Annotated in this window: 21 protein-coding genes; 19 read left to right on the forward strand and 2 right to left on the reverse strand. The window is 60.3% G+C overall.

Annotated elements, in window-relative coordinates:
• Nucleotides 1-92: 92 nt before the first annotated feature.
• The 19 genes from iscR (at nucleotide 93) to HU755_RS20270 (ending at nucleotide 17,267) form a co-directional block, all read left to right on the forward strand.
• Nucleotides 93-584 carry a Fe-S cluster assembly transcriptional regulator IscR gene (gene iscR, locus HU755_RS20180; RefSeq protein WP_186530338.1) on the forward strand — a complete coding sequence of 164 codons (492 nt, stop codon included), beginning with the start codon at nucleotides 93-95 and terminating at the stop codon, nucleotides 582-584.
• A gap of 50 nt (nucleotides 585-634) precedes the next feature.
• Nucleotides 635-1,849: an IscS subfamily cysteine desulfurase gene (locus HU755_RS20185; protein ID WP_186549097.1), complete on the forward strand. Its 1,215-nt coding sequence runs from the start codon at nucleotides 635-637 to the stop codon at nucleotides 1,847-1,849.
• Between the two features lie 101 nt (nucleotides 1,850-1,950).
• Nucleotides 1,951-2,337, forward strand: a complete 387-nt coding sequence (gene iscU, locus HU755_RS20190; RefSeq protein ID WP_003227907.1) for a Fe-S cluster assembly scaffold IscU — start codon at nucleotides 1,951-1,953, stop codon at nucleotides 2,335-2,337.
• 23 nt (nucleotides 2,338-2,360) lie between these two features.
• A complete protein-coding gene (iscA, locus tag HU755_RS20195) occupies nucleotides 2,361-2,684 on the forward strand; it encodes an iron-sulfur cluster assembly protein IscA (protein WP_186549099.1) in 324 nt (107 codons plus the stop codon).
• An 8-nt stretch (nucleotides 2,685-2,692) separates the two neighbouring features.
• Nucleotides 2,693-3,214, forward strand: a complete 522-nt coding sequence (gene hscB / locus HU755_RS20200) for a co-chaperone HscB (RefSeq protein WP_016773325.1) — start codon at nucleotides 2,693-2,695, stop codon at nucleotides 3,212-3,214.
• 51 nt (nucleotides 3,215-3,265) lie between these two features.
• Entirely contained in the window at nucleotides 3,266-5,131 is a 1,866-nt protein-coding gene (hscA, locus tag HU755_RS20205; RefSeq protein ID WP_186635840.1) for a Fe-S protein assembly chaperone HscA, read from the forward strand.
• Nucleotides 5,131-5,472, forward strand: coding sequence for an ISC system 2Fe-2S type ferredoxin (gene fdx / locus HU755_RS20210; RefSeq protein ID WP_016773327.1), 342 nt, complete (start codon nucleotides 5,131-5,133; stop codon nucleotides 5,470-5,472). The genes hscA and fdx overlap by 1 nt, the downstream gene beginning before the upstream one ends.
• Nucleotides 5,473-5,486: 14 nt before the next feature.
• The gene (gene iscX / locus HU755_RS20215; RefSeq protein ID WP_186619866.1) at nucleotides 5,487-5,687 is read left to right on the forward strand and encodes a Fe-S cluster assembly protein IscX; all 201 of its coding nucleotides are present in this window, start codon (nucleotides 5,487-5,489) and stop codon (nucleotides 5,685-5,687) included.
• An 87-nt stretch (nucleotides 5,688-5,774) separates the two neighbouring features.
• Complete coding sequence (gene ndk / locus HU755_RS20220) at nucleotides 5,775-6,200, forward strand: nucleoside-diphosphate kinase (RefSeq protein ID WP_016773329.1); 426 nt, start codon at nucleotides 5,775-5,777, stop codon at nucleotides 6,198-6,200.
• 28 nt (nucleotides 6,201-6,228) lie between these two features.
• On the forward strand, nucleotides 6,229-7,377 hold the full coding sequence (gene rlmN, locus HU755_RS20225; protein WP_186549103.1) for a 23S rRNA (adenine(2503)-C(2))-methyltransferase RlmN: 1,149 nt from the start codon (nucleotides 6,229-6,231) through the stop codon (nucleotides 7,375-7,377).
• Between the two features lie 12 nt (nucleotides 7,378-7,389).
• Nucleotides 7,390-8,148 (forward strand): type IV pilus biogenesis/stability protein PilW, encoded by a 759-nt coding sequence (gene pilW, locus HU755_RS20230; RefSeq protein ID WP_186635843.1) that lies wholly within the window; start codon nucleotides 7,390-7,392, stop codon nucleotides 8,146-8,148.
• Nucleotides 8,148-9,188, forward strand: coding sequence for a RodZ family helix-turn-helix domain-containing protein (locus HU755_RS20235; RefSeq protein WP_186635846.1), 1,041 nt, complete (start codon nucleotides 8,148-8,150; stop codon nucleotides 9,186-9,188). The genes pilW and HU755_RS20235 overlap by 1 nt, the downstream gene beginning before the upstream one ends.
• 3 nt (nucleotides 9,189-9,191) lie before the next feature.
• The gene (gene ispG / locus HU755_RS20240) at nucleotides 9,192-10,301 is read left to right on the forward strand and encodes a flavodoxin-dependent (E)-4-hydroxy-3-methylbut-2-enyl-diphosphate synthase (protein WP_003185136.1); all 1,110 of its coding nucleotides are present in this window, start codon (nucleotides 9,192-9,194) and stop codon (nucleotides 10,299-10,301) included.
• Between the two features lie 22 nt (nucleotides 10,302-10,323).
• Nucleotides 10,324-11,613 carry a histidine--tRNA ligase gene (gene hisS / locus HU755_RS20245; RefSeq protein WP_186549110.1) on the forward strand — a complete coding sequence of 430 codons (1,290 nt, stop codon included), beginning with the start codon at nucleotides 10,324-10,326 and terminating at the stop codon, nucleotides 11,611-11,613.
• 41 nt (nucleotides 11,614-11,654) lie between these two features.
• Nucleotides 11,655-12,296, forward strand: a complete 642-nt coding sequence (locus HU755_RS20250; protein WP_186549112.1) for a tetratricopeptide repeat protein — start codon at nucleotides 11,655-11,657, stop codon at nucleotides 12,294-12,296.
• The gene (gene bamB / locus HU755_RS20255; protein ID WP_186549114.1) at nucleotides 12,289-13,440 is read left to right on the forward strand and encodes an outer membrane protein assembly factor BamB; all 1,152 of its coding nucleotides are present in this window, start codon (nucleotides 12,289-12,291) and stop codon (nucleotides 13,438-13,440) included. The genes HU755_RS20250 and bamB overlap by 8 nt, the downstream gene beginning before the upstream one ends.
• A gap of 135 nt (nucleotides 13,441-13,575) precedes the next feature.
• Nucleotides 13,576-15,048 (forward strand): ribosome biogenesis GTPase Der, encoded by a 1,473-nt coding sequence (der, locus tag HU755_RS20260; protein WP_186619871.1) that lies wholly within the window; start codon nucleotides 13,576-13,578, stop codon nucleotides 15,046-15,048.
• A 291-nt stretch (nucleotides 15,049-15,339) separates the two neighbouring features.
• On the forward strand, nucleotides 15,340-16,488 hold the full coding sequence (locus tag HU755_RS20265) for a pyridoxal phosphate-dependent aminotransferase (RefSeq protein WP_186635849.1): 1,149 nt from the start codon (nucleotides 15,340-15,342) through the stop codon (nucleotides 16,486-16,488).
• Nucleotides 16,476-17,267, forward strand: coding sequence for an amidohydrolase (locus tag HU755_RS20270; protein WP_186635851.1), 792 nt, complete (start codon nucleotides 16,476-16,478; stop codon nucleotides 17,265-17,267). The genes HU755_RS20265 and HU755_RS20270 overlap by 13 nt, the downstream gene beginning before the upstream one ends.
• Before the next feature lie 201 nt (nucleotides 17,268-17,468).
• Here HU755_RS20270 and leuA read toward each other — a convergent pair whose 3' ends face one another.
• Both leuA and HU755_RS20280 read right to left on the reverse strand, forming a co-directional pair.
• Entirely contained in the window at nucleotides 17,469-19,148 is a 1,680-nt protein-coding gene (leuA, locus tag HU755_RS20275; RefSeq protein WP_186549123.1) for a 2-isopropylmalate synthase, read from the reverse strand.
• Between the two features lie 478 nt (nucleotides 19,149-19,626).
• Nucleotides 19,627-20,448 (reverse strand): peptidoglycan DD-metalloendopeptidase family protein, encoded by an 822-nt coding sequence (locus HU755_RS20280; protein WP_186619876.1) that lies wholly within the window; start codon nucleotides 20,446-20,448, stop codon nucleotides 19,627-19,629.
• Nucleotides 20,449-20,451 lie beyond the last annotated feature (3 nt).

Here is a 20,451-nt window from a genome sequence, read left to right on the forward strand (position 1 = left end):
GTAAACCCGACTAAAGCACTAGGTCTTATAGTTGACTTAAATGCTCGGGAATTGCATACTCCCGCCCATTCCGAACTCCGTGGTAACTGTCCATGCGACTGACTACAAAAGGCCGATACGCCGTGACCGCCATGCTTGACCTGGCGTTGCACGCGCAGCACGGGCCGGTGTCTCTGGCCGATATCTCCGAGCGCCAAGGCATCTCCCTGTCCTACCTCGAACAGCTGTTCGCCAAGCTGCGCCGCAGCAACCTGGTTTCCAGCGTTCGCGGTCCGGGTGGTGGCTACCAATTGTCCCGCGAGATGCAGGGCATCCAGGTCGCCCAGGTGATCGATGCGGTGAACGAATCGGTCGATGCGACCAAGTGCCAGGGCCAGGGCGATTGCCATTCCGGTGACACCTGCCTGACCCATCATCTGTGGTGCGACTTGAGCCTGCAGATTCACGAATTTCTGAGCGGTATCAGCTTGGCCGACCTTGTGACTCGCCGTGAGGTACAAGAAGTGGCCCAGCGTCAGGACCAGCGCCGTTGCAGCAGCAAGGCGCCACGCCTGGACAAGATTGAAGCGTCCGCCGTCGAATGACAGCCGAAGAGCTACCCGCGGCACGCCAGCCCTGATTTAGGAGATAGTCCATGAAATTGCCGATTTACCTTGATTACTCTGCAACCACCCCGGTTGATCCGCGTGTTGCGCAGAAAATGAGTGAATGCCTGCTGGTCGACGGAAACTTCGGTAACCCGGCGTCCCGTTCCCACGTGTTCGGCTGGAAGGCTGAAGAGTCCGTCGAAAACGCTCGCCGTCAGGTGGCCGATCTGGTCAATGCCGACCCGCGTGAAATCGTCTGGACCTCCGGTGCGACCGAGTCCGACAACCTGGCTATCAAGGGCGCGGCACATTTCTATGCCTCCAAGGGCAAGCACCTGATCACCAGCAAGATTGAGCACAAGGCTGTCCTCGACACCATGCGCCAGCTGGAGCGTGAAGGTTTCGAAGTGACCTACCTCGAGCCTACCGAAGACGGTCTGATCACCCCTGCAATGATCGACGCGGCACTGCGCGAAGACACCATTCTGGTGTCGGTGATGCACGTCAACAACGAAATCGGCACCGTCAACGACATCGCCGCCATCGGCGAGATGCTACGCGCCAAAGGCGTGCTGTTCCATGTCGACGCCGCTCAGTCCACTGGCAAGGTCGAGATCGATCTGCAGAAACTGAAAGTCGACATGATGTCGTTTTCCGCCCACAAGACTTATGGCCCTAAAGGCATCGGCGCGCTGTACGTGAGCCGTAAACCGCGTGTGCGCATCGAAGCGACCATGCACGGCGGCGGTCACGAGCGCGGCATGCGTTCCGGTACCCTGGCGACCCACCAGATTGTCGGCATGGGCGAAGCATTTCGCGTGGCCAAAGAAGACATGGCCGCCGAGAACGTGCGCATCAAAGCCTTAAGCGACCGTTTCTACAAGCAGGTCGAGCACCTGGAAGAGCTGTACGTCAACGGCAGCCTGACCGCCCGCGTTCCGCACAATCTGAACCTGAGCTTCAACTACGTTGAAGGCGAGTCGCTGATCATGGCGCTCAAGGATCTGGCGGTATCGTCCGGTTCGGCCTGCACTTCGGCGTCGCTGGAGCCTTCGTACGTACTGCGCGCCCTGGGCCGCAACGACGAACTGGCACACAGCTCGATCCGCTTCACCTTCGGCCGTTTCACCACCGAAGAAGAAATCGACTACGCCGCGCAGAAAGTCTGCGAGGCCGTTACCAAGCTGCGCGCTTTGTCGCCGCTGTGGGACATGTACAAAGACGGCGTCGATATCTCGAAAATCGAGTGGGCGGCACACTAACTATAGAAGCCGCCGGATACAGACCCTGTAGCGACGCGGCGATTTACGCAGCGCAGTTGCAGGGCCTCAAGAGCGGCCCTGATGAGTGAGGATTGAGAATCATGGCTTACAGCGAAAAGGTCATCGACCACTACGAAAACCCGCGCAACGTCGGCAAGATGAACGCGGAAGATCCTGATGTCGGCACCGGCATGGTCGGCGCGCCGGCGTGCGGCGACGTGATGCGTCTGCAGATCAAGGTCAACGATCAGGGCGTTATCGAAGACGCCAAGTTCAAGACCTACGGTTGCGGTTCGGCAATCGCCTCCAGCTCCCTCGCCACCGAGTGGATGAAGGGCAAGACCCTGGACGAAGCCGAAACCATCAAGAACACTCAGCTGGCCGAAGAACTGGCCCTGCCGCCAGTGAAAATCCACTGCTCGGTACTCGCTGAAGACGCTATCAAGGCGGCTGTTCGCGATTACAAGCAGAAGAAAGGCTTGATCTGATCCGCGTTAGGTAAGGAGTTTCCATGGCTATCCAGATGACAGAAGCGGCTGCTCAGCATATTCAGCGTTCTTTAGCAGGGCGCGGTAAGGGCGAGGGTATCCGCCTGGGTGTTCGCACCACGGGCTGTTCCGGTCTCGCCTATGTACTGGAATTCGTCGACGAAGTGGGTGAAGAGGATCAGGTGTTTGAAAGTCATGGTCAGAAAGTGATCATCGACCCGAAAAGCCTGGCCTACCTGGACGGCACCGAGCTCGATTTCGTCAAGGAAGGGTTGAACGAAGGCTTCAAGTTCAACAACCCCAACGTGCGCGGTGAATGTGGCTGCGGCGAAAGCTTCAACATCTGAGGCTGGTCGTGGGTATTCCTTGTCATTTCGCTTTATTCGAGCTGCAACCGAGCTTCCGCCTGGATCTCGAGCAGTTGGCCACGCGCTATCGTGAGTTGGCGCGCGGCGTTCATCCTGACCGCTTTGCCGACGCTTCCGAGCGTGAGCAGCGCTCGGCGCTCGAGCAATCGGCGCGGCTTAACGACGCCTATCAGACGCTCAAGAGCCCGGCCCAGCGTGCGCGCTATCTGCTGAAAATCAGCGGACATGAAGTGCCGATGGAAGTCACGGTCCACGATCCCGAGTTTCTTTTGCAGCAGATGCAATGGCGCGAAGAACTCGAAGATCTGCAGGACAGTGCCGACCTCGACGGTGTCGCGGTGTTCAAGCGTCGCTTGAAAGCAGCTCAGGAACAACTCAACGAAAGCTTCGCAGCCTGTTGGGATGATGCGGCACAACGCGAGCAGGCCGAACGCCTGATGCGGCGCATGCAGTTCCTCGACAAGCTCACCTACGAAGTGCGCCAGCTAGAAGAGCGCCTCGACGATTAACCCAGTGCTGCCCTGATTGCACGCCTGACAGACAGATAAGACCTGATCACCATGGCTCTACTGCAGATCGCCGAACCCGGCCAAAGTCCTCAACCGCACCAGCGCCGTCTGGCTGTGGGGATCGACTTGGGTACTACCAATTCGCTGGTCGCTGCGCTGCGCAGTGGTCTGTCCGAGCCGCTGGCCGACGCCAACGGGCAGGTCATCCTGCCGTCCGCCGTGCGTTATCACGCCGACCGCGTTGAAGTCGGCGAGTCGGCCAAGCTGGCCGCAGCCTCCGACCCTCTGAACACCGTGCTGTCGGTCAAGCGCTTGATGGGTCGTGGTCTGTCCGACGTCAAGCAACTGGGCGAACAATTGCCGTATCGCTTCGTCGGTGGCGAGTCGCACATGCCGTTCATCGACACTGTGCAAGGCCCGAAAAGCCCGGTCGAAGTCTCCGCCGATATCCTCAAGGTCCTGCGTCAGCGTGCTGAAGCGACTTTGGGTGGCGAACTGGTTGGCGCGGTAATCACCGTTCCTGCCTATTTTGACGATGCTCAGCGCCAGGCCACCAAAGACGCGGCCAAACTCGCCGGTTTGAACGTATTGCGTCTGCTCAACGAGCCGACCGCCGCAGCCGTGGCTTACGGTCTGGATCAGCACGCCGAAGGTCTGGTGGCGATTTACGACTTGGGCGGCGGCACCTTCGATATTTCGATTCTGCGTCTGACCGGCGGCGTGTTCGAAGTACTCGCCACCGGCGGCGACAGTGCGCTGGGCGGCGATGACTTCGACCACGCGATTGCCGGCTGGATCATCGAGGGCGCCGGCCTGTCCGCTGATCTCGACCCGGGTGCACAACGCAATTTGTTGCAAACAGCCTGCGCGGCCAAAGAAGCCCTGACCGATGCGGCCAGCGTTGAAGTGGCTTACGGCGACTGGAAAGCGCAACTGACCCGTGAAGCCTTCGATGCGCTGATCGAGCCGATGGTCGCGCGCAGCCTGAAAGCCTGCCGCCGCGCCGTGCGTGATTCCGGCATCGAGCTGGAAGACGTCCACGCCGTGGTCATGGTCGGTGGTTCGACCCGTGTGCCACGCGTTCGCGAAGCGGTTGCCGAAGCCTTCGGTCGCCAGCCATTGACGGAAATCGACCCGGATCAAGTGGTGGCCATTGGGGCCGCGATCCAGGCTGATACCCTGGCCGGCAACAAGCGCGACGGCGGCGAATTGCTGCTGCTCGACGTGATCCCGCTGTCCCTGGGGCTGGAAACCATGGGCGGCCTGATGGAGAAGGTGATTCCGCGCAACACCACCATCCCCGTCGCTCGCGCCCAGGACTTCACCACCTATAAAGACGGCCAGTCGGCCATGGCCATCCACGTCTTGCAGGGCGAGCGCGAGCTGATCAGCGACTGCCGCTCCCTGGCACGCTTCGAATTGCGCGGCATCCCGGCGATGGTGGCCGGTGCAGCGAAAATCCGCGTGACCTTCCAGGTTGATGCCGACGGTCTGCTCAGCGTGTCTGCCCGTGAGTTGGGCTCGGGCGTTGAAGCGAGCATTCAGGTCAAACCGTCCTACGGCCTGACCGACGGCGAAATCGCCAAAATGCTCAAGGATTCGTTCCAGCACGCCAATGACGACAAGGTCGCCCGCGTATTGCGCGAGCAGCAAGTCGATGCCCAGCGCCTGCTCGAAGCCGTGCAGGGTGCTCTGGATGCCGATGGCGAGCGTTTGCTCGACGCCGAAGAGCGCATGGTCATTGAACTGCAAATGCAGGAACTGGCCGAACTGATGAAAGGTACCGATGGTTACGCCATCGAGCAGCAGACCAAGCGTCTGTCGCAAGTGACCGATGCTTTTGCCGCCCGCCGCATGGATTTGACGGTGAAAGCCGCTCTGTCGGGGCGCAACCTGAATGAAATCGAGGATATCTGATGCCGCAGGTCATTTTTCTGCCCCACGAGAAGTTCTGCCCTGAAGGCATGGTGGTCGAGGCTGCGCCCGGCACATCGATTCTCGAACTGGCCCACGAACACCACATCGAGATGGAAAGTGCCTGCGGCGGCGTCTGCGCCTGCACCACCTGCCACTGCATCATCCGCGAGGGTTTCGACTCGCTGGAAGAAGCTGACGAGCTGGAAGAGGACTTCCTTGATCGGGCCTGGGGCCTTGAGGCGCAATCGCGTCTGGCCTGTCAGGCCATCGTCGGTGAAGAAGACCTCACCGTCGAGATTCCGAAATATTCGCTTAACCATGCGGCCGAAGCGCCGCACTGACTGGTAAGACTGTCATGAGCTACGGTTGGAATGATGTTCAACGCATTGCCGAAGAGCTGGCCGAGGCCCACGAGGGCGTCGATCCGTACTCGGTAGGTTTCGTCCGTCTGCAGCAGATGATTCTTGAACTGCCAGACTTCGACAGCACTTCTGGCCGTGTCGGCGAGAAGGTGCTCGAAGCGGTTCAGGAGCTTTGGGCCGCAGAATTGGACTGATCGTCTCGCAGGTTAGGCAATACCCAAGAACCCGCGTATAATTCGCGGGTTTAATTTTTCGCAAATTACCGTTTCTGGAGTTACACCATGGCTGTTCAACGTACTTTCTCCATCATCAAGCCTGACGCCGTTGCTAAAAACGTGATCGGCAAGATCACCACTCGCTTCGAAGACGCTGGCCTGCGCGTTGTAGCTTCGAAACTGAAGCAACTGTCCAAAGCCGAAGCCGAAGGCTTCTACGCTGAGCACAGCGAGCGCGGTTTCTTCGGTGACCTGGTTGCGTTCATGACTTCCGGCCCGGTTGTCGTTCAGGTTCTGGAAGGCGAAAACGCTATCGCTCGCAACCGTGAGCTGATGGGCGCTACCAACCCTAAAGAAGCAGCTCCAGGCACCATCCGCGCTGACTTCGCTGAATCGATCGACGCCAACGCCGTTCACGGTTCGGACTCCGAAGCTGCTGCCGCTCGCGAAATCGCTTACTTCTTCGCAGCTACTGAAGTAACCACTCGCTAAGCATTGCTTGAAGAGTGAAGGTGAATCCATGACGACATCGACTGTTAAAACAAACCTGCTGGGTCTGACCCAGCCGGAAATGGAAAAATTCTTCGACTCAATCGGGGAGAAGCGTTTCCGTGCCGGTCAGGTAATGAAATGGATTCACCACTTTGGCGTCGATGATTTCGACGCCATGACGAACGTCAGCAAGGCCTTGCGCGACAAGCTCAAGGCTATTGCTGAAGTGCGTGGTCCGGAAGTGGTCAGCGAGGACATCTCCAGCGACGGCACCCGTAAATGGGTGGTGCGCGTGGCGTCCGGCAGCTGCGTCGAGACCGTGTACATTCCCCAGGGCAAACGCGGCACGTTGTGCGTTTCGTCCCAGGCAGGCTGTGCCCTGGATTGCAGTTTCTGCTCCACCGGCAAGCAAGGCTTCAATAGCAACCTCACCGCCGCCGAAGTCATCGGTCAGGTGTGGATTGCCAACAAATCTTTCGGCAGCGTCCCGGCCACCGTCGACCGCGCCATCACCAACGTGGTGATGATGGGCATGGGCGAGCCGTTGCTGAACTTCGACAACGTCGTCGCCGCCATGCATCTGATGATGGATGACCTCGGCTACGGGATTTCCAAGCGCCGCGTGACCCTGTCCACCTCGGGCGTGGTGCCGATGATCGATGAGCTGGCCAAGCACATCGACGTATCCCTGGCGTTGTCCCTGCACGCACCGAATGACGCATTGCGTAACCAATTGGTGCCGATCAACAAGAAATATCCGCTTAAGATGCTGCTCGAGTCGTGCCAGCGCTACATGTCCGCCCTTGGCGAAAAACGTGTGCTGACCATCGAGTACACCTTGCTCAAGGACATCAACGACAAGGTTGAACACGCCGTTGAAATGATCGAGCTGCTGAAGAACATTCCATGCAAGATCAACCTGATTCCGTTCAACCCGTTCCCGCATTCCGGGTACGAGCGGCCAAGCAACAACGCGATCCGTCGTTTCCAGGATCAGTTGCATCAGGCCGGTTTCAACGTCACTGTCCGCACCACCCGTGGTGAAGACATCGACGCCGCATGTGGTCAATTGGTAGGGCAGGTGCTGGATCGCACCCGTCGCAGCGAACGTTATATCGCCGTGCGCGAGTTGAGCGCCGACAGCGATCTGGCACAGAACGCCGCGAACACTAACTAAGAGAGGATCTCTATGTCCCTGCGCTTTGCGCTGCTGTTGCTGTTGGCCAGCCTGTGTGCTGGTTGTGTCCTGTCGGGTGATTACAACCCGATGAAGACCAGCAAGGGCCGCGATGAAGCGCGGGCTGCCTACGTGCGACTGGGGCTGGGATACCTGCAGCAGGGCATGACCGAACGTGCCAAGGTGCCGTTGAAGAAAGCGCTCGATCTGGACAGTTCGGACCCGGACGCCAATGCAGCCCTGGGCCTGGTGTTTCAGGCCGAAATGGAGCCTGCACTGGCCGACGAGCACTTTCGCAAGGCCTTGTCCTCACGTCCCGCCGATGCGCGCATCCTCAACAACTACGGCAGTTTTCTCTACGAACAGCAGCGCTACAAGGAAGCCTACGAGCGTTTTGAACAAGCGGCCGCCGATACCCTGTATCCTGAGCGTTCACGGGTGTTCGAAAACCTCGGCATGACCGCCGCCAAGCTTGGCCAGCGTGATCTGGCGCAGCAACAGCTGGAAAAAGCCCTGCGTCTTAATCGCCAACAACCGCGCGCATTGCTGGAAATGGCTGAGTTGTCGTTCGAAGACAGGCATTATGTGCCCGCGCGTGACTATTACGACCGTTTCAGCCAGCTGACCGAACAAAATGCACGTAGCCTGTTGCTCGGCGTTCGGCTGGCAAAAGTGTTTGAAGATCGCGACAAGGCCGCCAGTTACGGCCTGCAATTAAAACGACTCTATCCCGGTACGCCGGAATATCAGCAATACCTGTCGGAGCAATGATGAAAGCGGCGCATCCCGAAGTTGTAGCAGCGAATCGCGTTAACCCCGGTGAGACTCTGCGCCAGGCCCGCGAAAGCAATGGCTGGTCGCTGGCCGAAGTGGCCCTCAAGCTCAACCTCACCGTGACCTCCCTGAGCAATCTTGAAGCCGGCGCGTTCGACAAGCTGCCGGGGCATACCTTCGCTCGCGGTTACATTCGCGCCTATGCCAAATTGCTCGGCATGGACCAGACCGTTCTGGTTCAGCAATTCGACCAGTCCACCGGCACCGATTCCCAGGGCAGCAACGTTCACGCCCTCGGCCGCATCGAAGAGCCGGTGCGGGTTTCCCACACCATTTTGCGCATTGTCAGCCTTCTGCTGCTGGTGGCGGTCATCGGCGGCGGTTTCGTCTGGTGGCAGGATCAGACGTCGCTGAGAAGCAAGGACCTGACCACGCTGGCGCCTGAACACGTCGAAGTCGAAGGCGCGGACGGCACCACCCAGATCCATCCGATTGACGAGCCGGAAGACCAGGCCGTCGCCGAGAATCAGGCCGACGGCTCCACCGCTCTCGCGCTGCCGCAGTCGGAAACCAGCGCCGAATCGACGGGCGCCGAGCCTGCCGCACCGGCAACCGGCGCCGCGACGCCTGCACCGACCGCACCGGCTGCTCCAGCCGCAACCCCAGCCGCTCCTGTTGTCGCCGCACCTGCGACGCCTGCCGCCCCGGCGCCTGCGGTGCCGAACGCGCCTGCGCCGGCCGTGACCGCCCCGGTGGCTCCCGCTCCAGCCGCGCCTGCGGCGGCGCCGGTCGCCGGCCAAGGCCAGGTTGCGGTGCAATTTGTCGCCGACTGCTGGACGCAAGTCACCGATGGCAGCGGCAAAGTCCTGTTCAGTGGTCTCAAGCGTAAAGGCGACAGCCTGTCCGTTGCCGGCAAGCCGCCTTTCGCCGTTCGCCTGGGCTATGCCCGTGGCGCACAGGTCAGCTACAACGGCCAGGCGGTCGATGTCGCTCCGTTCACCAGTGGCGAGACTGCTCGCCTGAAGTTGGGTCAATAAGTCATGCACGGCGAATCTCCAATCAAACGTCGCGAATCGCGCAAGATCTGGGTCGGTAACGTACCGGTGGGCGGCGATGCGCCGATCGCTGTGCAGAGCATGACCAACAGCGACACCAATGACGTGGCCGCCACCGTTGCGCAGATCAACCGTCTGGAAGCCGCCGGCGTCGACATCGTGCGTGTCTCGGTGCCGGACATGGACGCCGCCGAGGCGTTCGGCAAGATCAAGCAACTGGTCAAGGTGCCGCTGGTTGCCGACATCCACTTCGATTACCGGATCGCCCTGCGTGTCGCCGAACTCGGTGTGGATTGCCTGCGCATCAACCCGGGCAACATCGGGCGTGAAGACCGCGTGCGTGCCGTGGTCGATGCCGCCCGCGACCGTGGCATCCCGATCCGCATCGGCGTCAACGCCGGCTCGCTGGAAAAAGACCTGCAAAAAAAATACGGCGAGCCAACCCCGGCCGCGCTGGTCGAATCCGCCTTGCGTCACGTCGAACACCTCGAACGCCTGAATTTTCAGGACTTCAAGGTCAGCGTGAAGGCCTCCGACGTGTTCATGGCCGTCGAAGCCTACCGCCTGCTGGCCAAGGAAATCGTCCAGCCGCTGCACCTGGGTATCACCGAAGCCGGTGGTTTGCGTTCGGGCACAGTGAAATCCGCCGTGGGCCTAGGTATGCTGCTCGCCGAAGGGATTGGCGATACTATCCGCATCTCGCTGGCGGCCGACCCGGTCGAGGAAGTGAAAGTCGGTTACGACATTCTCAAGTCTTTGCATCTGCGTTCCCGTGGCATCAACTTCATCGCCTGCCCGAGCTGCTCGCGGCAGAACTTTGATGTGGTGAAAACCATGAACGAGCTGGAAGGGCGCCTTGAAGACCTGCTGGTGCCGCTGGATGTCGCGGTGATCGGTTGCGTGGTCAACGGCCCCGGCGAGGCCAAGGAAGCCCATATCGGCTTGACCGGCGGCACGCCAAACCTGATTTACATCGACGGCAAGCCGTCGCAGAAACTGACGAATGACAATCTGGTGGACGAGCTGGAAAGGCTGATCCGCCAGAAAGCGGCCGAAAAGGTCGAAGCTGACGCTGCGGTTATCGCGCGTGGCTGATCGAACGAATTAAGGAATCTTTGTGAGCAAGTCTCTGCAAGCCATTCGTGGCATGAACGACATCCTGCCCGAACAGACCCCGCTGTGGCGTTATTTCGAGAGCACTGTCGCGCGTCTGCTGGATAACTACGGTTACAAGCAGATCCGCATGCCGATCGTCGAGTTCACCGAGCTGTTCAAGCGCTCGATCGGTGAAGTGACCGATATCGTCGAAAAAGAGATGTACACGTTCGAAGACCGCAACGGTGACTCCCTGACCCTGCGTCCGGAAGGCACCGCGGCGTGCGTGCGTGCCGTGCTTGAACACGGTATTACCGGTGGTGGCCAGGTGCAGAAACTCTGGTACATCGGCCCGATGTTCCGCCACGAGCGTCCGCAGAAAGGCCGTTATCGCCAGTTTCACCAGATCGGTCTGGAAGTGTTCAACCTCGACGGTCCGGACATCGACGCCGAGTTGATCATCATGACCTGGCGCCTGTGGGGCGAGCTGGGTATCCGTGATGCGGTCAAGCTCGAACTCAACAGCCTCGGCACCAGCGAGTCCCGCGGCCGTTATCGTGAAGCGCTGGTCGAGTACCTCTCGGCGCACCACGACAAGCTCGACGAAGACAGCCAGCGTCGCCTGAAGACCAACCCGCTGCGTGTGCTCGACACGAAAAATGCCGACACCCAGGCCGTGCTGGTCGATGCGCCGAAAATGGCCGACTACCTGGACGACGAGTCCCGCGCGCACTTCGAAGGCCTGAAGGCGCGCCTGGATGCCGTTGGCATTCCTTACGTGCTCAACCCGAAACTGGTGCGCGGCCTCGATTACTACAGCAAAACCGTATTCGAATGGGTCACCGACAAGCTCGGTGCACAGGGCACCGTCTGCGCGGGCGGCCGTTACGACGGTCTGGTCGAGCAGATGGGCGGCAAGCCGACCCCGGGCGTGGGTTTCGCCATGGGCATCGAACGTCTGGTCTTGATGCTCGAAACTCTGGAGCAGATCCCTGCGGAAATTTCCCGTCAGGTCGACGTTTACCTCTGCGCCTTCGGTGAAGAGGCCGAACTGGCCGGCCTGGCGCTGGCCGAACGGGTTCGCGATCAACTTCCAAACCTGCGCCTGCAAGTCAATGCCGGCGCTGGCAGCTTCAAGAGCCAGTTCAAGAAGGCCGACAAGAGCGGTGCGCTGTACGCGCTGATCCTCGGTGACGACGAAATGGCCGGGCAAGTGGTAGGTTTCAAACCCCTGCGTGGCCAGGGCGAACAACAAAGCATTGCCTGGGATGCGCTCGCCGCTCACCTGGCCACCTGCGTCGTGCAGGGTTGAAGCTGTCTTAACAGCCGATTTAGCGATTAAGGAGTATTGGGGTGTCGAGTACCGAAGACGAACAGTTGGCGGATTTGAAGGACTGGTGGACACGCAACGGCAAACCTCTGGTCACCGGCGGCCTGTTGGCGCTGGTCATCGTGTTCGGCTGGCAGGCTTATCACAAATATCAGGGCAACCAGTCGCAAGGCGCTTCGGTGCTCTATCAGCAACTGCTGGAAACCACACTGACGCCTGACGGCAAGCCTGATGCCGCCCGCGTTGCGGATCTGGCCGGCAAGCTCAACAGCGAATTCGGCGGCACTGCCTACGCGCAGTACGGCAGCCTGTTCGTCGCGAAAGTGGCGGTCGACAGCGGCAAGCTGGACGACGCGGCGACCGAACTCAAAGCCATCGTCGACAAACCGGCCAACCCGGCGCTGGGCGAAATTGCCCGTCAGCGTCTGGCGCAGGTGCTCGGCGCGCAGGACAAGGCCGAAGACGCCTTGAAACTGCTCGATGGCGACGCCGACCAGGCGTTCCTCGCCACTCGCGAAGAACTCAAGGGCGACCTGCTGGTGCGCTTGGGCCGGACCGATGACGCGAACAAGGCGTATCAAAAAGCCAAGGCAGCGCTGTCGGATGAAGCGGCGGTCGGTGGCCTTCAAATCAAGCTCGACGACCTGGCCAAAGGGGATGCGTGACGTGATCCGTTGGAAGCATGCAGCATTGCTGGCTCTGGCCCTTCTGGCCGCGGGTTGCAGCAGCAACAGCAAGAAAGAATTGCCACCGGCCGAATTGACCGACTTCAAAGAAGAAGTCGTTCTGCAGAAGCAGTGGAGTCGTTCGATCGGTGACGGTCAGGGCGAAACCTACAACATGCTGGTGCCGGCGATCGACGGTGACACCATCTACGCGGCCGATGTGACGGGCGTGGTGATGGCCATGGATCGCAGCAACGGCGACGTGAAGTGGGACCAGGATCTGGAACTGCCTGTCTCCGGCGCCGTCGGCGTGGGTTACGGTCTGGTACTGATCGGTACGCTGCGTGGCGAAGTCGTCGCTCTGGACACCAGCAACGGTGAAGAGAAGTGGCGTGCCCGCGTCAACAGTGAAGTCCTCGCGCCGCCAGCCAACAACGGCGACGTGGTGGTGGTGCAGACCCAGGACGATCGTCTGATCGGTCTGGATGCGGCCACCGGCAACCAACGCTGGGTGTATGACAGCACCCCGGCGGTACTGACCCTGCGTGGCACCAGTGCGCCGCTGGTCACCAACCGCCTTGCGCTGGCCGGCCTGTCGACCGGTAAAGTGGTCGCGCTGGACATCTCCAACGGTGTGCCGGTGTGGGAACAACGCATCGCCATTCCGCAGGGCCGTTCGGAACTGGAGCGCGTGGTCGACATCGACGGCGGCCTGCTGCTGTCCGGCGGCACTCTGTACGTCGCTAGCTATCAGGGCCGCGTCGCTGCGCTGGATGTGGAAAGCGGTCGTCAACTCTGGCAGCGCGATGCCTCGAGCTACGCCGGTATTGCTCAGGGTTTCGGCAGCGTCTACGTGAGCCTGTCCTCGGGCACCGTTGAAGGCGTTGACGAGCGTTCCACTACCGCGCTGTGGAGCAACGATGCGTTGGCTCGCCGTCAACTGTCGGCTCCGGAAGTGTTCTCCAGCTACGTAGCTGTGGGTGACCTGGAAGGTTATCTGCACCTGCTGAGTCAGGTCGACGGTCGTTTCGTCGGCCGCGAGCGCATCGACAGCGACGGCCTGCGTGCCCGTCCGCTGGTGGTGGGCGACACGATTTATGTGTATGGCAACAGCGGCAAACTGGAAGCCCTGACCATCAAGTAACAACTATGCTTGGGGTTGATCCCCAAGCGGCCCTGCATCAGCAGGGTTTGCAGCGCCCCCGGGTGTTGCCCCGAGCACCAGCCGCTGCCTCGCAGCGGCTTTTGTATTTTCTGAAATAACGCAGTGGAGAGCCGCATGGTTCCCGTAATCGCCCTGGTGGGCCGACCGAACGTCGGCAAGTCCACCTTGTTCAACCGCCTGACCAGGACTCGCGACGCCATCGTCGGCGACTTGTCCGGTCTGACCCGTGATCGCCAGTACGGTGAGGCCAAGTGGCAAGGGCGTTCTTACATTCTGATCGACACCGGCGGTATCTCCGGTGACGAGCATGGTATGGACGAAAAAATGGCCGAGCAGTCGCTGCTGGCCATCGAAGAAGCCGATGTGGTGCTGTTTCTGGTAGATGCCAAGGCCGGTTTTACCGCTGCCGACCAGATGATCGCCGAGCATTTGCGCAAACGTAACAAGCGTTCCCACGTGGTTGCCAACAAGGTCGACAACATCGACCCGGAAATGGCCCGCGCCGAATTCGCCCCGCTGGGCATGGGTCACGCGATCCCGATCGCCGGTGCCCATGGCCGTGGCATCACGCAATTGCTGGAAGCCGCCCTTGGCGATTTCCCGCGCGATGATGACGAGCTGGCTGAAGGTGAAGAGGAAGAGGTCGTTGCCGAAGGCGAGGAAGCCAAGCGCATTCCTGGCCCGAGTGAAAAAGACGGGATCAAGATCGCCATCATCGGCCGTCCGAACGTTGGCAAGTCGACCCTGGTCAACCGCATGCTCGGTGAAGATCGGGTCATCGTCTACGACCAGCCGGGCACTACCCGCGACAGTATTTACATCCCGTTCGAACGCAACGAAGAAAAGTACACGCTGATCGACACCGCCGGTGTGCGCAAGCGCGGCAAGATCCACGAAGAAGTCGAAAAGTTCTCCGTGGTCAAAACCCTGCAGGCGATCAAAGACGCCAACGTGGTGATCTTCGTCATGGACGCCCGCGAAGGCGTGGTCGATCACGACCTCAACCTCCTGGGCTTCGCGATCGAATCCGGTCGTGCACTGGTTATCGCCATCAACAAGTGGGACGGCATGACGCCGAGCGAGCGCGACTTCGTCAAGGTCGAGCTGCAACGTCGCCTGTTCTTCGTTGACTACGCTGACATCCACTTTATCTCGGCACTGCACGGTACGGGCGTGGGCAACCTCTACGCCTCGGTGCAGAACTCCTTCAAGTCGGCGGTCACCCGCTGGCCGACCAACCGCCTGACCCAGATCCTGGAAGATGCGGTGGGCGAGCACGCGCCACCGATGGTCAACAACCGCCGGATCAAGCTGCGTTACGCTCACCTGGGTGGGGCTAACCCGCCGATTATCGTGATCCACGGTAACCAGATCGAGAAAGTGCCGAAGTCGTATGTGCGCTATCTGGAGAACACTTACCGTCGTGTGCTGAAGCTGGTCGGTACGCCGATCCGCATCGAGTTCAAGGGCGGCGAGAACCCGTACGAAGGCAACAAGAACACGCTGACCGACCGCCAGGTCAACAAGAAGCGTCGCTTGATGTCGCACAACAAGAAAGCCAGCAAGAAACGCCGCGACAAGAAGTGATCCGAGGCCCTGCACAATTTTGTGTGGGGCTTTTGTGGCGAGGGGATTTATCCCCGATGGGCTGCGCAGCAGCCCCAAAACCTGTGTCCGCGGTGTATCAGTCAAACCGCATTCAACGGGTTTGCGACTGCTTCGCAGCCGGAACGGGGATAAATCCCCTCGCCACAGGATTGGGTCTGTTCAATGAGAGAAGGGTGCCGTCTGGCGCCCTTTTTTTATGGGCGCCGGATGGGCTATCCTCGGGCTCTCCCGCGCCGTCGTCAGAGCCGGGTGTTGAGCAGAGAACCCCCGATGATCACCAGCAAGCTGCCGAATGTCGGCATCACTATTTTCACGCAGATGTCTCAGCTCGCGGCGCAGACCGGCGCGATCAACCTGTCCCAGGGTTTTCCTGATTTCGATGGCCCGCAATCGTTGCGCGACGCGGTGGGTCGGCACATCGCCAGCGGCCACAACCAGTATTCGCCGATGACCGGCTTGCCGGCGTTGCGTCAGCAGATCGCCGCCAAGATCGCGCGCAGCTATGGCGTGAATGTCGATGCCGACCATGAAGTGACGGTGACGCCGGGCGCGACCCAGGCGATTTTTTGTGCGATTCAGGCGGTTATCCACAGCGGTGACGAAGTCATCGTCTTCGATCCGGCCTATGACAGCTACGAACCCGCAGTGGAATTGGCCGGTGGCCGTTGTGTGCATGTGCAACTGGGGCTGCAGGATTTCTCTATCGATTTCGATCAACTCCGCGCTGCGCTCACCCCGCGCACGCGGATGATCATCCTCAACACCCCGCACAACCCGAGCGGTGCGCTGATCAGCCGCGCCGAGCTGGATCAACTGGCGGCGTTGATCCGTGATCGCGACATCTATGTGATCAGCGACGAAGTTTACGAACACCTGGTTTTCGACGGCGTGGCGCATGTCAGCGTGCTGGCCCATGAAGAGCTGTATCAGCGCGCGTTCGTGGTCAGCTCGTTCGGCAAGACTTACCACGTCACCGGCTGGAAAACCGGCTACGTCGTCGCACCGCCAGCGCTGACCGCCGAGTTACGCAAAGTGCACCAGTACGTGAGTTTCTGTGGCGTCACTCCGCTGCAATATGCGCTGGCCGATTACATGGCCGAGCACCCGGAGCATGTCGAAGAACTGCCGGATTTCTATCAGGCCAAGCGCGATCTGTTCTGTGATCTGCTGGCGCCTTCGCGCTTCAGCTTCACCCGCGTCACCGGCACCTATTTCCAGTTGGTCGATTATTCGCGGATCCGTCCTGATCTGAATGATGTCGACATGGCCATGTGGATGACCCGCGAGCACGGCGTGGCGAGCATTCCGGTGTCGGTGTTCTACCAGAATCCACCGCAAGGCCAGCGCCTGGTGCGGCTGTGCTTTGCCAAACGCGAGGAGACGCTGCGTGAAGCGGCGGCGAAACTATGCGTGATCTGAGTGCGTTGCCCGATCTGACCCTGGCGCTGATCCAGACCAGCCTGGCCTGGCATGACCGCCAGGCCAACCTTGAGCATTTCGAGCTGTTGCTGGAGCAGGCCCGTGGCGCCGACCTGATTGTTCTGCCAGAGATGTTCACCACCGGCTTTTCCATGGAATCGGAAACCCTCGCCGAAGCCGAAAACGGTCCGACCAGCAAATGGCTGCGGGCGCAGGCGGCGAAGTTCGATGCGGTGATCACCGGCAGCGTGATCATTCAGGCGGCCGACGGTAGCCATCGCAACCGCTTGCTGTGGGCGCGGCCGGACGGTGAAGTGCTGCACTACGACAAGCGTCACCTGTTCCGCATGGCCGGCGAACACAACCACTACACCCCCGGCGAGCGTCAGGTGCAGTTCGAACTCAAGGGCTGGCGGATTCGTCCGTTGATCTGCTACGACCTGCGCTTCCCGGTGTGGAGCCGCGATGCGCAGGACACCGATCTGCTGCTGTACACCGCCAACTGGCCGGGCGCACGGCGCTTGCACTGGAATCGTCTGTTGCCGGCGCGAGCGATTGAAAATCTCTGCTACGTGGCGGCGGTAAATCGCATTGGCAGCGATGGCAAGGGTTTCGCTTACACCGGTGACAGCCAGGTCCTGGACTTTCAGGGCGAGACCTTGCTGGCGGCGGGGGAGGCGGATGGCGTGTTCAAGGTGGTGCTGGAGGCGGCGCCGTTGGCGGCTTACCGTGAGCGCTTTCCGGCGAATCTGGATGCTGATACCTTCAAGTTCACCTAATAGTTGCATCGTCTGAGTGGGCCCCTTCGCGGGCAAGCCCGCTCCCACAATGACCGAGGCGTACACAAATTCTGGGTACGCCCAAACCATGTGGGAGCGGGCTTGCTCGCGAAGGGGCCATCAGCTTCACCGCAAAACCTTCACGCAAAAAGAAAGGCCCCGGAGCTCACACTCCGGGGCCTTTCGCATTTCTGCGGTCGATTACGCCGCTTTCGCCTCAGGCTGGCTCAGCGAGCGGTTCAATGCGCTGAACAGGGCCTTGAAGCTCGCCGTGGTGATGTTTTCATCAATGCCCACGCCGTGCACCGCACGTTCACCATTCACACGCAATTCGATGTAAGCCGCGGCTTTGGCGTTGGTGCCTGCGCCGATCGCATGTTCGTTGTAGTCCATGATCTCCACTGGAATCGGCAGGCCGGCGACCAGCGCTTCCAGCGCGCCGTTGCCTTTGCCGCGCCAGTGCAGGTTGGTTTCGCCCTGACCTTGGCTGGCCACTTCCACTTCGACGGCGCTGTTGCCGTTCTCTTCCTGCAGGCGATGGCTGACCAGCGCGTACGGGGTGTTGGCTTGCAGATATTCACTGATCAACAGCGAGTGAATCTGCTTGGCGGTCATCTCCAGGCCCAGGCGGTCGGTTTCACGCTGCACGACCTGGCTGAACTCTATCTGCATGCGACGCGGCAAGCTGATGCCGTATTCCTGCTCCAACAAATAAGCGATGCCGCCCTTGCCCGACTGGCTGTTGACGCGGATCACTGCCTCGTAGCTGCGGCCGATGTCGGCCGGGTCGATCGGCAGGTACGGCACTTCCCACAGGGTGTCCGGTTTCTGCTGGGCGAAACCTTTGCGGATCGCGTCCTGGTGCGAGCCGGAGAACGCGGTGTGCACCAGATCGCCAACGTACGGGTGACGCGGATGCACCTGAATCTGGTTGCACTCTTCGACGACTTTGCGCACGCCATCGATGTCGGAGAAGTCCAGCTCAGGGTCGACGCCCTGGGTGTACATGTTCAGCGCGACGGTGACGAGGTCGACGTTACCGGTACGCTCGCCGTTGCCGAACAGGCAGCCTTCGACACGGTCGGCGCCGGCCATCAGGCCCAGCTCGGTGGCGGCCACGCCAGTGCCACGGTCGTTGTGGGTGTGCAGGCTGATGATCACGCTGTCACGGCGGTTGATGTTACGACCGAACCACTCGATCTGGTCGGCGTAAACGTTCGGTGTTGCGCATTCAACGGTGGCCGGCAGGTTGAGGATCATCTTGTGTTCAGGTGTCGGGTTCCACACCTCGATCACGGCGTCACAGACTTCCTTGGCGAATTCCAGCTCGGTGGCGCTGAAGGTTTCCGGCGAGTATTCGAAGGTCCACTCGGTTTCTGGCTGCATGGCTGCGTACTTGACGAACAGCTTGGCCGCATTGACCGCGATGGCCTTGATGCCGTCCTTGTCCTGGTTGAAGACGATGCGACGGAAAGAAGGCGAGGTGGCGTTGTACAGGTGCACGATGGCTTTCTTCGCCCCGCGCAGGGATTCGAAGGTGCGCTCGATCAAATCTTCGCGGCCCTGGGTCAGCACCTGAATGGTGGTGTCGTCCGGGATGTGGCCTTCTTCGATCAGGGTACGCACGAAGTCAAAATCGGTTTGCGAAGCGGCCGGGAACGACGCCTCGATTTCTTTCACGCCCACCTGCACCAGGGTTTTCCAGAAGCGCAGCTTCTTCGCCGCGTCCATCGGCTCGATCAGCGACTGGTTGCCGTCACGCAGGTCGGAGCTGCACCAGATCGGCGCGGCGTCGATGGTTTTCGACGGCCAGGTGCGGTCCGGCAGGTTGATGACGGGAAACGCGCGGTATTTCGAAGACGGGTCTTTGAGCATGCTCATCGGGAAATTCCTTGTTGTCTGGGCCGAAAAGAGGCGGCCTGCCGGTTGAACGTATGTTCTTGGAAAAGCGTGGGACGAGGCGCAGCGATTCAGCCTGGCAGTCGTGCACTGACGAGGCACAGGCTGCGGTGCTGGCGAAGCTGAATGAGGGTGTGAGAGGTTTTCATGGCTTCAACCCTAACCTTGAGGGGGAAGGATGGCAAGCAGTCGAAAAAAATTGAGAGGAATACCCGAAAAGCGGTTTTTTGCGCGATTTTATTGTGCTTGATGGCGGGGATTGTCGTTATTTTTGCGTGGGGTTTGATTGGGGCGCAATCGAGCAGGCGGTGTGTCATGGGGCCTTGTGGTGTTGGTGAGGACGCCTTCGCGGGCAAGCCCGCTCCCACAGGTTATCCGGGTGTACATAAAATTTGTGTACGACACGGACACTGTGGGAGCGGGCTTGCCCGCGAAGAGGCCAGCAGTCTCGACACAACGATTACGGTTGAAACGCGCCGATAAAAATCGCCGGATCCACCCGCGCATCATTCAGGCTGACGTTCCAGTGCATATGCGGCCCGGTCGCCCGGCCTGTGGCGCCAACCTTGCCCACCACCGCGCCCCGGGCCAGTTGCTGGCCGTTCTTCACGTCGATCTTCGACATATGGCAGAACATGCTGATAAAGCCTTGGCCATGGTCAACAAACACAGTGTTGCCATTGAAGAAGTAGTTGCCGATCAGAATCACCTTGCCCGCCGCCGGCGTCTTGATTGGTGTCCCGGCCGGTACCGCGAAATCAAGCCCGGCATGGGGATTGCGCTCTTCGCCATTGAAGAAACGACGCACACCAAACTTGCTCGACAGCGGGCCATTGACCGGTTTGTCCAGCAGCAGGTTGCTCGGCGTGTTCGGGCTGAAACTGCGGTAAGCCTTGATCTGCTCGGCCAGTTCACCCTCGATGCGCTTGAGGTTGTTGGCGTCTGGATTGACCTGTTGTTTGTTCTTCAGGGTGATGTGCTGTTCCGGGTATTTCTTGCTGCCGACGGTGAACGGCAGCGTGCGGCCAGCGCTATTGATTTGCTGGGCGCCCGGTTTGACCGTCAATGGCACGCCGACGATCGCCAGCCAGTTGTTCTGCTCTTTCACCACCAGTACCGGTCTGCCCTGATAAGTCGCCTTCGGGGCCTGCGCGGCCGCGCCCAGATCGACCACCGCAACGCCGCCGGGCACCGGCTTGTTCAGCAGTCGGGTGATGTAACTGTCGGCGTGGGCGTTGAAAGACAAACAGAGCAAAAGCAGTGGTGCGAGAAAACGCGGCATGGA

The sequence above is a fragment of the Pseudomonas sp. SWRI111 genome (genome assembly GCF_014268555.1).
GTDB lineage: Bacteria > Pseudomonadota > Gammaproteobacteria > Pseudomonadales > Pseudomonadaceae > Aquipseudomonas > Aquipseudomonas hamedanensis.

Excerpts from the sequence above, each read along its gene's own strand:
- iscR (WP_186530338.1), top strand. The coding sequence starts at position 93 with ATGCGACTGACTACAAAAGGCCGATACGCCGTGACCGCCATGCTTGAC.
- HU755_RS20185 (WP_186549097.1), top strand. The coding sequence starts at position 635 with ATGAAATTGCCGATTTACCTTGATTACTCTGCAACCACCCCGGTTGAT.
- iscU (WP_003227907.1), top strand. The coding sequence starts at position 1,951 with ATGGCTTACAGCGAAAAGGTCATCGACCACTACGAAAACCCGCGCAAC.
- iscA (WP_186549099.1), top strand. The coding sequence starts at position 2,361 with ATGGCTATCCAGATGACAGAAGCGGCTGCTCAGCATATTCAGCGTTCT.
- hscA (WP_186635840.1), top strand. The coding sequence starts at position 3,266 with ATGGCTCTACTGCAGATCGCCGAACCCGGCCAAAGTCCTCAACCGCAC.
- fdx (WP_016773327.1), top strand. The coding sequence starts at position 5,131 with ATGCCGCAGGTCATTTTTCTGCCCCACGAGAAGTTCTGCCCTGAAGGC.
- iscX (WP_186619866.1), top strand. The coding sequence starts at position 5,487 with ATGAGCTACGGTTGGAATGATGTTCAACGCATTGCCGAAGAGCTGGCC.
- ndk (WP_016773329.1), top strand. The coding sequence starts at position 5,775 with ATGGCTGTTCAACGTACTTTCTCCATCATCAAGCCTGACGCCGTTGCT.
- rlmN (WP_186549103.1), top strand. The coding sequence starts at position 6,229 with ATGACGACATCGACTGTTAAAACAAACCTGCTGGGTCTGACCCAGCCG.
- pilW (WP_186635843.1), top strand. The coding sequence starts at position 7,390 with ATGTCCCTGCGCTTTGCGCTGCTGTTGCTGTTGGCCAGCCTGTGTGCT.
- HU755_RS20235 (WP_186635846.1), top strand. The coding sequence starts at position 8,148 with ATGAAAGCGGCGCATCCCGAAGTTGTAGCAGCGAATCGCGTTAACCCC.
- ispG (WP_003185136.1), top strand. The coding sequence starts at position 9,192 with ATGCACGGCGAATCTCCAATCAAACGTCGCGAATCGCGCAAGATCTGG.
- bamB (WP_186549114.1), top strand. The coding sequence starts at position 12,289 with ATGCGTGACGTGATCCGTTGGAAGCATGCAGCATTGCTGGCTCTGGCC.
- der (WP_186619871.1), top strand. The coding sequence starts at position 13,576 with ATGGTTCCCGTAATCGCCCTGGTGGGCCGACCGAACGTCGGCAAGTCC.
- HU755_RS20265 (WP_186635849.1), top strand. The coding sequence starts at position 15,340 with ATGATCACCAGCAAGCTGCCGAATGTCGGCATCACTATTTTCACGCAG.
- HU755_RS20270 (WP_186635851.1), top strand. The coding sequence starts at position 16,476 with ATGCGTGATCTGAGTGCGTTGCCCGATCTGACCCTGGCGCTGATCCAG.
- leuA (WP_186549123.1), bottom strand. The coding sequence starts at position 19,148 with ATGAGCATGCTCAAAGACCCGTCTTCGAAATACCGCGCGTTTCCCGTC.
- HU755_RS20280 (WP_186619876.1), bottom strand. The coding sequence starts at position 20,448 with ATGCCGCGTTTTCTCGCACCACTGCTTTTGCTCTGTTTGTCTTTCAAC.